13 protein-coding genes, 1 pseudogene and 2 riboswitches are annotated in these 14,233 nt (G+C 37.7%); of the genes and pseudogenes, 3 read left to right on the plus strand and 11 right to left on the minus strand.

Going from position 1 to position 14,233, the window contains the following annotated elements; translation table 11 throughout:
* Position 1: 1 nt before the first annotated feature.
* Both mtnW and AKG34_RS13755 read right to left on the minus strand, forming a co-directional pair.
* The gene (gene mtnW / locus AKG34_RS13750) at positions 2-1,234 is read right to left on the minus strand and encodes a 2,3-diketo-5-methylthiopentyl-1-phosphate enolase (protein WP_053346591.1); all 1,233 of its coding nucleotides are present in this window, start codon (positions 1,232-1,234) and stop codon (positions 2-4) included.
* A gap of 178 nt (positions 1,235-1,412) precedes the next feature.
* Positions 1,413-1,565: riboswitch (SAM riboswitch) on the minus strand.
* A gap of 127 nt (positions 1,566-1,692) precedes the next feature.
* A complete protein-coding gene (locus AKG34_RS13755) occupies positions 1,693-2,868 on the minus strand; it encodes a pyridoxal phosphate-dependent aminotransferase (RefSeq protein ID WP_053346592.1) in 1,176 nt (391 codons plus the stop codon).
* Positions 2,869-3,308: 440 nt separating this feature from the next.
* On the opposite strand from AKG34_RS13755, the pseudogene AKG34_RS29475 reads away from it, so the two are divergent.
* The 3 genes and pseudogenes from AKG34_RS29475 to mtnA all read left to right on the plus strand — a co-directional run.
* Positions 3,309-3,374: pseudogene (locus AKG34_RS29475) on the plus strand (hypothetical protein); the annotation flags it as partial.
* 226 nt (positions 3,375-3,600) lie between these two features.
* Positions 3,601-3,755, plus strand: a riboswitch (SAM riboswitch).
* Between the two features lie 80 nt (positions 3,756-3,835).
* Complete coding sequence (mtnK, locus tag AKG34_RS13760; RefSeq protein ID WP_053346593.1) at positions 3,836-5,038, plus strand: S-methyl-5-thioribose kinase; 1,203 nt, start codon at positions 3,836-3,838, stop codon at positions 5,036-5,038.
* Between the two features lie 14 nt (positions 5,039-5,052).
* Positions 5,053-6,099, plus strand: coding sequence for an S-methyl-5-thioribose-1-phosphate isomerase (gene mtnA, locus AKG34_RS13765; RefSeq protein WP_053346594.1), 1,047 nt, complete (start codon positions 5,053-5,055; stop codon positions 6,097-6,099).
* A 191-nt stretch (positions 6,100-6,290) separates the two neighbouring features.
* Here mtnA and AKG34_RS13770 read toward each other — a convergent pair whose 3' ends face one another.
* The 9 genes from AKG34_RS13770 to qoxD all read right to left on the minus strand — a co-directional run bounded on the left by AKG34_RS13770 (position 6,291) and on the right by qoxD (position 14,231).
* Positions 6,291-7,178 (minus strand): LCP family protein, encoded by an 888-nt coding sequence (locus AKG34_RS13770; RefSeq protein ID WP_053346595.1) that lies wholly within the window; start codon positions 7,176-7,178, stop codon positions 6,291-6,293.
* Positions 7,179-7,291: 113 nt separating this feature from the next.
* The gene (locus AKG34_RS13775) at positions 7,292-8,776 is read right to left on the minus strand and encodes a lmo1851 family serine protease (protein ID WP_053346596.1); all 1,485 of its coding nucleotides are present in this window, start codon (positions 8,774-8,776) and stop codon (positions 7,292-7,294) included.
* Between the two features lie 257 nt (positions 8,777-9,033).
* Positions 9,034-9,738: a purine-nucleoside phosphorylase gene (gene deoD / locus AKG34_RS13780; protein ID WP_053346597.1), complete on the minus strand. Its 705-nt coding sequence runs from the start codon at positions 9,736-9,738 to the stop codon at positions 9,034-9,036.
* 247 nt (positions 9,739-9,985) lie between these two features.
* Positions 9,986-10,156 (minus strand): YozD family protein, encoded by a 171-nt coding sequence (locus tag AKG34_RS27030; RefSeq protein ID WP_064505166.1) that lies wholly within the window; start codon positions 10,154-10,156, stop codon positions 9,986-9,988.
* Between the two features lie 202 nt (positions 10,157-10,358).
* On the minus strand, positions 10,359-11,066 hold the full coding sequence (locus AKG34_RS13785) for a germination protein YodN (RefSeq protein ID WP_053346598.1): 708 nt from the start codon (positions 11,064-11,066) through the stop codon (positions 10,359-10,361).
* Between the two features lie 190 nt (positions 11,067-11,256).
* Positions 11,257-13,023: a sensor histidine kinase gene (locus AKG34_RS13790; RefSeq protein WP_053346599.1), complete on the minus strand. Its 1,767-nt coding sequence runs from the start codon at positions 13,021-13,023 to the stop codon at positions 11,257-11,259.
* 28 nt (positions 13,024-13,051) lie between these two features.
* Complete coding sequence (locus AKG34_RS13795; protein ID WP_053346600.1) at positions 13,052-13,279, minus strand: YozE family protein; 228 nt, start codon at positions 13,277-13,279, stop codon at positions 13,052-13,054.
* A gap of 579 nt (positions 13,280-13,858) precedes the next feature.
* Entirely contained in the window at positions 13,859-13,942 is an 84-nt protein-coding gene (locus tag AKG34_RS29700) for a hypothetical protein (protein WP_152952364.1), read from the minus strand.
* Between the two features lies 1 nt (position 13,943).
* Positions 13,944-14,231: a cytochrome aa3 quinol oxidase subunit IV gene (gene qoxD / locus AKG34_RS13800; RefSeq protein WP_053346601.1), complete on the minus strand. Its 288-nt coding sequence runs from the start codon at positions 14,229-14,231 to the stop codon at positions 13,944-13,946.
* Between the last annotated feature and the right edge of the window lie 2 nt (positions 14,232-14,233).

Consider the following 14,233-nt stretch of genomic DNA (forward strand, 5'->3'; position numbering starts at 1 on the left):
CTTACAAGCCTCCCCATAACTCAAGTGCTTTGCTTAGTGCTTCATCTTCATCAGCCGCATCAGATAACGCCTTGCCTGTAAGAACAGCCTCTACAGCAGAACGGAAAGCCTTTGCCCCGCCCTTTGCTCCGTCGGGATGTCCGTGGATTCCACCGCCTGCATTAATTACGCTGTCCGTCCCAAAATCCTTTATTAGATTAGGAACCATTCCCGGATGAATACCTGCTGAAGGCACCGGGAAGGCTTTTTTCCATGACGGCTCATCTTTCGTCAAAGCTTCAGCAATCGCTAATGTTTCCTCTTTCTCAAGTGCCACATTTCCATATGGAGAAGGGAATAGAGATAAATCCGCACCTGATAGTCTTACTAATTTTCCAAGCAATAGCGCGTAGCTGACACCATAAAATGACGATGAAGCTACTGCTCCGCTATATGCGGGGTGAGCCATGATCGGAAGATTAATACGATCGTGTTCACGCAAAGCTTGAAGTACATCCAATCCATATGTATGAACGTTAAATAATAAGGCATCGGCACCTGCTTCTGCTGCACGCTCTGCCTTTTCTAATAATTCAAATGTTTTACCTGATAGATTGACAGCATATAAAGTTCGATGGCCCGTTGTTTCATAGACTTCTTTCAAAATTTGTCTGCCCGTTCTTATTCTATCAATGAATGGGGTCTGCTCCTGATCGAAGAGAATCTCATCATCTTTTACCAGGTCGACTCCTCCTATTGCTTGTTGTTTCAGCTGCTCATTATGGAATGAAAGATCCCGTCCTAATACCCCTTTAAAAATACTCATCACCAGAGGCCGGTCCAATACGTTAATCTTTTCTCTTATACCTGTAATCCCAAATTGAGGTCCTGGAAAAGCTTTGTGTATATCGCCAACAAAATCCAAGTCAATCAGTTTGATTTCCCCATCCAATGACAATTTACCGAATACTGTCGTGAGAATAGCCGGTAAATCATTAGAAAAATTTCCCGACGGATAGGCAATTTTTATCATCGAACGGTACACCTTACGATTGAAATAACGGTTTGCTCTATCTTCTTCAGATAGAGGGGTGACGGAAACAACACGTCCTTTATGTTTCTCCAACTGCTTCTGGACCAAATGAGGCAGGTCCGTCCATGTTCCTACTGTCAAACCTAAGGCAATACTCTCGGCTTTTTTCTCATGTTCGCCATTGAAATCATGAATTAAATAAGTAGCGATTATCTCGCTCATCTGATCACTCCTAATAAACGTTAGTAAAGTCTTGAAGTCAGTATTCTAATATCTGGCTCATACGGTTTCTATCCATTTTCCTGTTACCTCGATATATGGAGAATGGAATCTTCGATTGTTAATCCATGTTAAAACAATAAAAGCCCCTTCATAAAGAAGAGGCTTTAAAAAAGCCATCTTCTTATCTCCCAGCTTATAGCTGCAAGAATTAGCACCGTGCCTTGTGGATTCCAAAAAAATCCGGCGAAGAATTCCGCCCCATTTTGCAATGGAATTACGGTCGGTTGCTGGGCTTCATAGGGCTAGTCCCTCCACCTGCTCAAAATAAGAAAACGCTGATATATTTAAACTTCAAGTATCAAAAGATTAAGAATTTATTTTGTATTCTGACAGGTAATCCATACTTTGTCAATAAGTTTTCACCAATTTAACGGTAGCTAACTTGTGATATTCCACTATTATCCAAATAAATTCAATGCGCGAATCCGTTCAACCGCTTCTTGCAGCCGTTCTTCAGAAGTAAGTAACCCCACCCTAACATATCCCTCTCCAAATTCACCGAATCCATTTCCAGCAGCAACAGCTACGTGAGCATGCGTTAATAAATAATCAGCAAAACTCTCGGACGTGAAACCTTCAGGAATCTTGAGCCATGCAAAGAAAGATGCTTTAGGAGCTTGGACATCCCAGCCGATGGAACGTAATCCATCAATAAAAACATTTCTGCGCCCTTCATATTTGTTCACTAATTCTTCTACGCAACTCTGTGAATCTAGTAACGCACTTGCGGCTGCTTCTTGAATTGCTGGGAAAAGACTTACATAAAGATGATCTTGCAACAGTTCGAGAGCTTCGATGACACTTTTATTTCCAACAGCGAAGCCCACTCTCCACCCTGCCATATTATATGTTTTAGATAAAGTATATATTTCGATACCTACATCTTTTGCCCCCTCTGCTTGAAGGAAACTAATCGGTTTTTTTCCATCAAATCCAATCGCTCCATAAGCAAAATCGTGAACCACACAAATTGAATGTTCATTCGCAAACGAGACGGTTTCCTCAAAAAATTCCTCAGTTGCTGATGCTCCAGTTGGATTATTCGGATAGTTCAAGAACATCATTTTGGCTCTTTCAAGGGTTTCTTTATGTATTTCTCCATAATGCGGAAGATAATCATTTTCTTCTGTCAAAGGCATGAACTCTGTTTTTGCTTGGGCTAAAACGACACCAGATAGATAATCAGGATAGCCTGGATCAGGTACCAGAATCGTATCCCCGGGATTTAATAAACACTGTGGAAGTTCGACAAGTCCTGCCTTTCCACCAAATAGAATAGCCACTTCACTATTAGGATCTAACTTGACACCATATTCACGTTCATAAAAGTCAGTCGCGGCTTCTTTTAAGTATTGATGTCCTCGGAAAGGAGAATATTTATGATTTATTGTATTTTCTGCAGCAGTCTGCAAACTTTTCACAATATGCTCTGGCGTCGGCTGGTCAGGATTTCCCTGCCCTAAATTAATGACATCATGACCTTGCTCTGTAATTGCCTTAACTTTTGCAACTAAAGAAGCAAAAAACTGCTTTGGTAGTTCCTGAAGCTGTCTGGATTTTTCGAATTGCATCATTTAAACACCTTCTCTGAAATTTCTTGAAATTCTAGTCACAAATGATATATGTTTATCATAGTCTTGTAAAGTGCTTTTTTACATATAGTGGTTTAAAAAAATGAAATGGAAAATCTCCTTCCACCAAATGGATATTGCCTTTGGATAACCATATATTAATTTTCATTTCGCAGAACAAAAGGATAGAAAAAGCCGGCTAATCTCAACCAGATATAGTTATTTTACCTGAACTTTGAACAGTTGGATACGACTTAACTAGATTGAATGAGATTGCGGATGAAGAAGCAGAAAAAACGATTACATTCATTTGTTATAACATACGTTTACAAGGATGGCAGTGAGTCCATACCGTTCAAAAGGTGCGGAAGTTCTATTCGTATCCGCCGAGTGGCCCAAACCGAGGCTCGATCATTAGGGACCGATAAAGGGTCAGCCGTGCCATGGAGAACCAAGCCTACGTTTTAGCATTAAATCGTTCAGGGTCCAATTTTAATAAAATATTTGCCGAACAATCCCTGATTATAGATCCATGGGGGAATATCGTAAGTGAAGCCGGCGAAGAAAGAACGCCTAACAGGTACCCTGGACCTCTCAAAAGTAACGGAAGTATGTAACAAAACTGAATTCGAAGAACTTCGTGCGGATTATTATTAAATTACCCATTGACAAACTATTTAAAAAGTTGATATTATTTTCCCGAAGATTAAAATTTCAGAAAACATTTACATTTAACTCTTATCAAGAGCAGGCTGAGGGATAAAGGCCCTATGAAGCCCAGCAACCGACTGTAATACCATTGTGAAATGGGGCGGAGTTTCCGCCGGATTATAAATCCACAGGGCACGGTGCTAATTCCACCAGAAAGCAATATTTCTGGAAGATAAGAGGTCCGAAGCTAAAACTTCTGCCTCTTTCTATATGAAAGAGGCTTTTTCATTTTTATTTTAAATATTTGGAGGGGAAAATAATGACTTTAAACCATTCGAACTTTGAATTACTGTCAAATGAAACTGCAATAACCCTTGCAAAAAAACTAGGGTTGGTCAAAACAGATGCCACTTTAAACTGTAGAGAGATTGGCGATGGAAACTTAAATTATGTTTTTCATATTACAGACACAGCCACAAAAAAAGGAATTATAATCAAACAAGCGATTCCTTATGCAAAGGTACTTGGTGAAAGTTGGCCGCTGACCTTAAAAAGGGCTGCAATTGAAGCAAATGCACTTATCCATTTCAAGAGCTATTGTCCAGAATTTGTACCGCAAGTCTATTATTCTGATGAACAGCTTGCTATCACAATCATGGAAGACCTCTCACACTTAAAAATTGCGAGAACAGGCTTAATCGATGGCGATCAATTTCCATTACTATCTCAACATATTGGTGAGTATGTTGCGAAAACGGCATTTTACACATCTGATTTGCATTTAGAACCGTCTGCGAAAAAAGAAGTGGCCCGAAACTTCACGAATCCTGAACTCTGCAAAATTACTGAAGTTTTTGTTTTCACGGATCCTTTTTTTGAAGAACTACCGGGTGAGTATGAAGTAGAATTGACGGATGCTGCCAAAAGCATTTGGAATGATCAAGAAGTAATACTTGAAGTCGCTAAGCTGAAACAAAGCTTTGAAACCGAACAGGAAGCCTTACTTCATGGAGATTTACATACGGGAAGTATATTTGCAAGTGATACCGAAACGAAGATTATTGATCCTGAATTCGCTTTTTATGGACCAGTTGGGTTTGATCTTGGCCAATACACAGCAAACCTTCTATTCCAGGCAGTTACACGTAATCCCGCTGGAAAAGAGGAAATTTTCACACACCTCCAAGAATTTTGGGATACTTTTGAAGAGACATATACTAGTCTTTGGAATACCCAAAACAAAAGTCCGTTTCGTCAAGTAAATGGTTATCTATCATATGTGCTCACTAAATTCAGAAAAGATGCATATGGTTTTGCTGGCTGTGAGCTGATTCGGAGAACAATAGGCTTATCTCATGTTGCAGATTTAAATGTTATTGAAGATAAAGAAACAAGAATCGCTGCCAAAACGGCTACATTGAAAATTGGTGCTTTTTTAATTAAAAAAAGGGAAGAATTAGATGTTCCAGCTGTGATTGAAGCATTGAAGCAACATACACTGCCTACTTATTCAACCCTTTAAAAGGAGAACTACATATGACGACGACAACAGCCTTACCTTATTCCGTTCAATGGGATGATACTCATATAACTTTATTAAATCAACAGGCCTTACCTACAATTACAGAATTCATTAAACTTTATTCCGTTGAGGATGTATTTAACAGCATTTTGACATTAAAGGTCCGCGGTGCCCCAGCAATTGGTCTAACTGCAGCATTCGGTGTCGCACTTGGAGCGAATCAGGATGGTTCAACTGATTTAGGGGAATTCAAACAAAATGTAACTAAACATATTAAAAAACTAGCTTCTTCACGCCCTACTGCAGTCAACCTTTTTTGGGCGTTAAAAAGGATGGAAAACATTTTGCAAGCAGCCAAGAGTATTCCAACTGCCAAAGAGGCACTTATACTGGAAGCAAAAGCAATCTTTACAGAAGATGAAGAAATGTGCCGAAAAATCGGGGAACATGGTTTATCCTTATTTGCTGAAGGAGATTCCATATTAACGCATTGCAACGCTGGGGGAATTGCCACTGCTCGCTATGGTACAGCCTTGGCTCCCTTCCATCTAGCGAAAGAAAGATCCTTTCCGATAAAGGTATATGCATGTGAAACAAGACCTGTCCTGCAAGGGGCACGTTTGACTGCTTGGGAACTAATGCAATCTGGAGTGGACGTCACTTTAATCTCTGACAATATGGCTGCTCATACCATTCATCATAAACAAATCAATGGCATTATAGTTGGTGCTGATAGGATTGCGGCAAACGGAGATACTGCTAATAAAATCGGGACCTTGGGATTGGCAATATTAGCTAATCATTACGGTATCCCATTCTATGTGGCCGCTCCTTCAAGCACTTTCGACCTTTCCCTTGAATCTGGCACATCCATCCCGATTGAGGAGCGGAATGGGGACGAGATTACCTTCATTCAGGGAGTAAAGATAGCCCCAGATAATGTAAAGACATTCAATCCAGCCTTTGACGTCACACCGAATCATCTAATCACGAGCATCATAACAGAAAACGGTATTATTTCACCAGACTATGTGAAAAACATTCCGCTTTTTGTCAATTGAGCCAGGTTTCATCTTTTAGATGAAACTAATCATAACGAGGCGGAATCGCATATGTGATTTCGCCTCGTTCATTTTACTATGATATTTATATTTATTCTTGCGAGGTTCTTTATAAAAGATTCTATATTATTAAATCAAGCTTAATTTTTCAAAAAATTGATTAAATATTAACAAATAGTGATCAGCACTTCTTACCTTGAAAAAAATTCTTGAAGTGCCTCCTTATTTTTAGTGTAGTCCATTTTCAAAACCGCTCCAGATTGGGGATATATTTCATCTTTATAGCTTCCTTCAACTGGAATCCTTAAGGTTTCTACAGAATCTGGGGATTGGAAGACAACTTGAGAGCCCATTTCCATAATCGTTTTCATCCCAATATCCGTATCTAGGTAGGACATCCCTTTTTCAATAATACTAGGTAGGGCGACCATCCCTTCAAAGGATGAGATTTGATTAATAAATCCCGTTTTTAATTGAACTAATACTTCCTGTTGACGCGCAACCCGTCCAAAATCACTTTCATCATCATGTCGGAAACGGACATATTTCAATATTTCCTCACCATGTAATACATTTTTACCGGTGCTGGCTTCAATGCTCATATCATCAATAATTTCCTGATTCACATCTACCATCACACCATCTGGGGCAAGTAGGTCAACCATCTTTACGAATCCCTTAAAATCAATTACTGCAACATGATCGACTTTAACATCAAAATTTTCTTGTATTGTTTTCTTAAGTAGTTCACTGCCACCATAATAATAAGCAGCATTTATTTTGTTATATCCGTATTTATAACCCGGTATTTTCACATAACTATCACGCATAATAGAAGCCAGTTTTAGCTTCTGCTGCTGAGGAAAGTAGCGTGCTAGTATCACAGCATCTGCCCGAGAATCCTCCTCTCCACGAGAATCGACACCAATCAATAGAAATGTTTTCATATTTTCTTGGCTCTCTTCTTTGGAAAGGTTTTTTTCCGTATTTTTATTCTTATTTAGTTGGGGAACAGGCGAATATGAACAACCAGCCAGCATTAAGATAATTAAACATATGAACAGTACCTTCTCTTTCATATCCTCACCTCATCGGTAAAAGTAACCATATTTTCCCCTTATATTGAAGTATTATGCAATTAACGATAAACAGCCTGTCAACGGTAATCGCTGACAGGCTGTTTATACTCAAATTATTTGATTTCCTTCTTTAAAACTTCCACTGCTTTTTTCACTTGTGTATCATTTTCAAGGATTTTCTCCCGGATGACCTGCATTAATTTCACGGTTGTATCGTCTTTGATAATACCTGTTTCTTTAACCTTTTGTTCTTTTTGGAATTCTTTAACGGCATTTGTTGTTTCTTCATCAAAGAATCCATCTATCTTACCTGGATTATAGCCTGCTGCTTTCAGCATTTCTTCAGCTGCCTTTACTTCACTGGAAGAATCAGATGCTTTCAATTCCTTATCCGGCGAAATATATGGAAGGCTGGCATAATCAGGAAGATTCACTTTAATATCCGGCTTGATTCCTTTTTTATGAATCCAATTACCTTCAGGAGTCAGCCATTTTGCAGCCGTGTATTTAAAGTTAGATCCATCATCGAAGTCTTCGGCTGTTTGCACAGTTCCTTTCCCAAATGATTTAACACCTATTAAAGGAATATCCGCCGATTCACTGACAGCCGCTGCGACAATTTCAGATGCACTTGCACTGCCATCATCAATCAATACGACTACTGGAATCTTTATCTCTCCATTATTCTTCGATTTAAAGACTTCTTTTTTCCCGCTGCGATCCTCAACTTGAAGAACTACTTCCCCATTTGGAATAAACAAGCTTGCCATATCTATAGCTTGGTCGAGTAATCCACCAGGGTTACCACGCAAGTCTAAGATAAGGCCTTTCATATCTTTCTTGGACATATCATTAAGCGCTGTTTCCAGCTCTTGAACAGTATGCTCAGAAAAACTAGTTACCTGGATTTTGGCAACTCCATCATCAAGCATTTCGGAATAAACTGTTTCAATTGGAATGGTATCACGCTTAATCGTAAGATCAATCGGTTCCGATTCACCAGCTCTTGAGATAGATAGTTCCACTTTCGTTCCTTTTTCACCTCTGATTTTCAGGACAGCTTCAGAAGAGCTTAATCCTTCAACGCTTTTACCGTCAACACTTAAAATAATGTCATTAGGTTTTATCCCTGCTTTTTCTGCTGGAGACCCTTTTATCGGTGAGACGACCATAATTTTTCCATCCTGCTCCTGTATCTCAGCACCGATTCCTTCAAAAGATGAAGAGATGCTCTCATGGAAACTCGATGCTTCCTTTTTATCCATATAAGCAGAGTATGGGTCATCCAATGATTTGATCATTCCATTAATTGCCCCGTCAACCAGCTTGTCTTGATCAATCTCTTCATAGTAGTTATCTTTTATCGTATCGTATGTAGAATACAGCTTTTCAAATTCCGAATGTTTATTCGATGCTAATGGATCTACTTTTTCATCTCCAAAGGTCAAGGCTATTGTAGTAATCCCTGCGGTTAGAAATATGAGTAAGAAAATCCCCATAATGAACGTAAACTTCTTTATTTTTATGAATTTCCCTGCCTCTTTAGGCTGTTTTTGATTTTCTTCTTCCACTGAAGCCTCACCACTTTCATTCTTCATGACGATATAAACTTTTTCTCTATTTTATCAGCTTTCAAGCTAATCGGAAAATATTAGTTATCAAAAAATCTTTTTTCACCATTTCGCGTAGGTAAAATCAGAAATAAAATTCTTAACCAAACCCATAATATTTCCCTGCCAATAATCTGTTAAATTACAAAAATGCGGATACCATGGAATAAATGAGTCTGTATCATAACTATCATCGTACAGCTTCATTTATTCCTGGTACCCGCAAATAAATTTACATCTTGATATCAGTCCTGTATAGCTGCTTCTAATGCTACCTCAATCATTTCGTTAAATGTTGACTGGCGCTCCGCCGACGTCGTTTCCTCACCAGTTAATATGTGATCGGAAATGGTTAAAACAGAAAGAGCTTGACGTCCAAATTTAGCAGCAAGCGTGTATAGAGCTGCTGATTCCATTTCTATAGCTAGAATCTGATATTTCGCCCATTTTTCTAATTCACTATTATCGTTATAAAAGTGATCGGCCGTAAACACGTTACCCACCTTTAATTGCAAACCTTTGGCAATACCTGCCTCATAAGCTTTTCTTAGCAAATCGAAATTCGCTGTTGGAGCAAAATCGACTCCTCCGAATGTCAGGCGGTTCATTTGTGAATCCGTAGAAGCGCTCATTGCCAGGATTACATCTCTAACTTTTACATCTTTCTGAATGGCACCAGCAGTCCCAACACGAATAAGCTTCTGCACATTATAGCTATTCATTAATTCATTTATGTAGATGGAAATGGATGGAACACCCATCCCTGTACCTTGGACAGAAATGCGTTTCCCTTTATATGTCCCTGTATATCCAAACATGTTACGTACTTCATTGTATAGTTTAGCATCTTCTAAAAATGTTTCTGCTATGTATTTTGCTCGTAACGGATCCCCAGGAAGTAAAACCGTTTCCGCAATTTCATGTTCTTTAGCACCAATATGTACGCTCATACAACTATGTCCTCCTTAACTTTTGATTGAAAAGATATTCAAAAACTACTATACCATATCAACCTCAAGATAGGAAAACAGAACCTTAATTTCAAGAGCCTGTAAGGGATTGAAATCTGGAATCTATTAAGAGGTCTAGAATAAGGCTCTTACATATAAAAATACAAACAAAACGGCGGTGGTCCGCCGTCTTTTAAAATATTTTTAGAATTAAGGGAAAGGAAGCTGCTAACCGTCTAATGACAGGTTACTCATCGACTTCTTCATCAATTATGCATTTTTCAAGAAGATATTCGAATGTGATGTCAGCAAGATCTTCAACTTCAGCTTCTGTTGGAAGATAGCCCCGTCTTATCAATTCTTGAAAGAAGAATTCCGCTATCTCTTCTGTATCAATAAAAACCTCAATTTCTCGCAAATCATCGCCCCCTTAATTAAAGGTGTATGAATGTATAGAGACAAATATTCCAGTAAGGCATTTCATTATAGAAAAACATATGAAAGTGTTTACTTTTCCATGAAAATTGCCTCCACTTATTATTATCTACTCCTGCCATTATTGAACAGAAGCTTTTGTATAGTAATTAGTTAAATGGCTTATTAGAAGGGTGGAATACCTTTCACTTTGTTTGCTTTTTTTTATGATCTGGGTAAATTTCCTCTGCCGCTTTTTCAATTTTAGCAAGGGCGATTTTCATGATATGGTGATATTCATCATCGCCAAAATGTTCATAGAGCTTACAGTAATCATTATATAAATCTAACAGTCCATCGATCATTTCCTTTTTTTCATTTTTTGTCATTGTCATTTCTCGCTCACCTTTACCAGGGTTGTTTTGTTTAGCAATGATAGCAAGCTCATTATTCTTTTTAGAAAGGAGCAGCCCTAATTTTCGAATAATTGCATCTGCACGTTTGGCATCGGCTATTAAGGTCAATTCTTCTTCATGCGCTTCAAGCCATTCCCCGTCGGAGATTCGTGATAACTCATAGATCACATCCTCCCAGGCATTTTCCTTATAGCGCCATATTTCTGTTCGATAGCCGATAATCTTGAAATAATCCTGTTCATATCCATCTACCTGGACTAAGTCACCTAATAAATATTTATACTCAATATCGATCTGTTCTCTTTGATAAAGGATTTCTCCTTCGTATTCATTTATGGATTGCAATGTTTTTTCAATATAAAGACCTTCACTATAATTCACTTCATACACATAAGCACCATCGAGAAATTTTACATCGGTTATTTTCCCGACTGTCCCATACATTATTATTACGACTGTATCGCCTATTTTAAATTTCGGCTGTTTTTTCTTGCCCATAAGAGACATCCCCCAATATGGTCCTTATCGTTTGATTAGTAAATTATATGCACAAACAAACATGGAGGTTAATAGAAAGAGGGGGGCATTTTGCTCATTTAGATACAAAAGTACTCTCATTTAATAAAGGGTCATTTCAATGCTAAAGTTATGTGGTGTTACTATTCATTCTCTACATAAAAAAACCGTCTCATCGAATGAGACGGTTCGTTGTAGGAATAGTCAGGATTACGTCTGTTCCTTGGCCATATGTACTTTCAATTTGAAATTTCCCTTTTAGTTCCTCCATAATTTGGATGCATGTCGCAACTCCCAGACCATTCCCTTCCAATTTTGTTGTATAAAAGGGCATACCGATATTTTTTATATTCTCGGGGCTAATTCCTATTCCATCATCACGAATGATTAATTTTATATATTGAGGAACGATTGTAAGATTTAATTCAATCTTCCCCTTAGAATCGAATGCTTCACAAGAATTATTCAAGACATTCAAGAGAACTTGCCTCAATCGGTTTCGATCAGTATAAATATATATAGATTGTGTCACTGAATTAATGAATGTTACATGAGAACTAGGATTTGAAGAAGAATAGACATCTATAATTTCATCGAGGAAATCTTTTAGATCAAGTTTCTCCCATTCAAGCTGATGAGGCTTTGCTAAATCAAGAAGTTGAGTTACAAATACATTAACCCGATTGACTTCCTCAAGCATGACATCACTATACTTTACTATTAAAGTTTTATCATAATCCTGGCTCTTCAATAGTTGGAAGAACCCCTTTATTGTAGTCAATGGGTTCCTAATTTCATGGGCAACCCCTGCAGCTAGCTGACCTACATATTTCAACTTTTCCGTACGAACGATTTCCTTTTCACGATCCTCTATCGTTTCCATCATTCTCTGAAAAGCAAGGTTCAGTTTTACCATTTCTTCAAAGCTTCTTTTATTAGAAACGACGAATTCTTTTCCTTCAATAAATTCCTCTGTTGCTTCAACAAGATCTTGAACAGGTCGCACAAGAGTCTTTGTAAATAAATAGACCACTATAATGATTGATACAAATAAAATCGTGTAAATGGTTAGATAACGTGACAAAAGATCATTCAAAGGCTGAAACACTTGTTTCTTATCAGCTCCCACAACTACAAACCATTTATTTTCCGTTTGTGCTAGCGTATGAACAGCCTGAATAGAATATATTTTCTCTCCATTCTCTGCACTGTACAAGTTATCCGTTTCAGAAGCTTCTATCAGTTTTGCTTTTGTTAATCCCATTTCCTCTAAGGTAGAATTCTGTTGGATGCCATGGGGATCTTTTTTGGAAACCATGATACCTTCTTGATTAATCATGAAAATGTTCACAGGATACTTATCACTAATATCAACAGCTTTTCTCTCGATCATCTCCCAAAGGTTTTCTAAGCGGAAGGCCGAGGAGACAACACCAACCATTTGCCCTGTACGACCATATACCGGTGCACTTAAAGTTATTATGGGTTCAGAATAAGCTCGTGTTTTATACACGTCAGAAAGAAATTCATTACCTTCTAGTGCTTCTTCAAACCATATTCTCTCAGCTAAGTTAGCTCCGATCATTTTATTAGATGTATCTGCAATAACTTTACCTTCCAAATCCAAATACAAAGCTCCGTAATATTCCCCTTTTGCTCCAATGAACTTTTTTAGTTCATCAGACTTCTCTTCTTTTGATGAGCCAGGATTTATGATTACCGAATTTGCACTTAATAACTTCACATCACTATTCCGTTCGTTCAAATAACTATATGTTTCATTGACGAAATTAAGTGAACCTGCATTCAAGGCATTTTTTGCTTCTTTTTCAAGCAAAGAGCGTTGTGATCCATAGGAAATTATCCCCAATATCAGAACAGGTAGACTTGCTATAAGTAAAGAATAAAGCAAAATTCGGGTTTGAAGGCTTTTAAGCATCCTTCGGTTCCCCCTATTCCTGATCTCCCTACTGGAGTCCTTCTTCTATTTGGACATATTGTTCCCACGCACGATCAAATACAGTCATACTTTCGAGATAGTCGCCATTCAATTCTAAATAACTACTTAATTCATTATAATCATCCGATTGCTTTGGGAAACTGTGATCGTTATAAGCGTGATTAGCAAATTTAGTGATGGCATCAATTTCTTTAGGTTGTCGGAATTTCATTAAATATAAATAAAACGGTCTCATGTGACGAGCCCTCCTAAAAAGTAACTAAGATTTCAGCTTTAATATATCGGAAACTTTCCCTTCCGTCTACATTTTTAAAAACCAACATGGGTTTTTCTTCCTAACAATTATAGGACAACTAACGATATTTCACCAGAAACAGAACGCAATTTATGACGAACTGTGATTGAAGAAAGAGTACAATGTCAATTTTCTTCGAAATTAATTTATATTAACCTTTCACAATAGTGTCCAAGTCTTGCCTGTCAGGTCAGCTCTTATCCAATAAAAATAAAAGCCGATGTTTCCTTAGCGCAGGAAACATCGGCTTTCTAGTCGAAATTCTCTTTTTTCGGGCACGAACCTAACAGTACAGACGAGTTTTAATCTTTCTGAAATAGTTGAATAATTAATACCAAACTAATCAATTCTTTTTACTGAGTACAAGCTAACATTTAATGGAGCTTAAATAGGTTTGTTTACAATTATTCAACAATCATATAACTCAATGACTTACTCTTTTCTGTCTACACTAAGGGAATCATATCCTTTAAATAGAGAAATATATGTTTTTATAGTAACTGTACAATCTCTTCCTACCTAAAAATCAAAGTAATTCCGCTTCAATAATCTCTTCATCTTCAATAACTCATCATACTTGGTCTGTTTCCCTAGCTGTTTCATATCAATAACTCCAACCCCAGACCATACATAGTATTGTACCGAAGACAGTAATTAGAGCTAGGAATATAGCGCAATATAGAGTCATAAAAATTGATTTGCTATCATCAGTTTCACGAGCATGCATAAACACAACTAGTTGAACAGCTGCTTGTATAAATGCTGTCAATATAAAAATCGTCATGCCTGTTGCTTTTGACATATTGAAGAAGTAAACCAAAAGAGCTACAAACGTCAAAATCAATGAAAATACAAAACCCCATACTTGTTTAGCCGGGAATAATTCCTTCATGT

Source organism: Peribacillus butanolivorans, assembly GCF_001273755.1.
Classification (GTDB): domain Bacteria; phylum Bacillota; class Bacilli; order Bacillales; family DSM-1321; genus Peribacillus; species Peribacillus butanolivorans.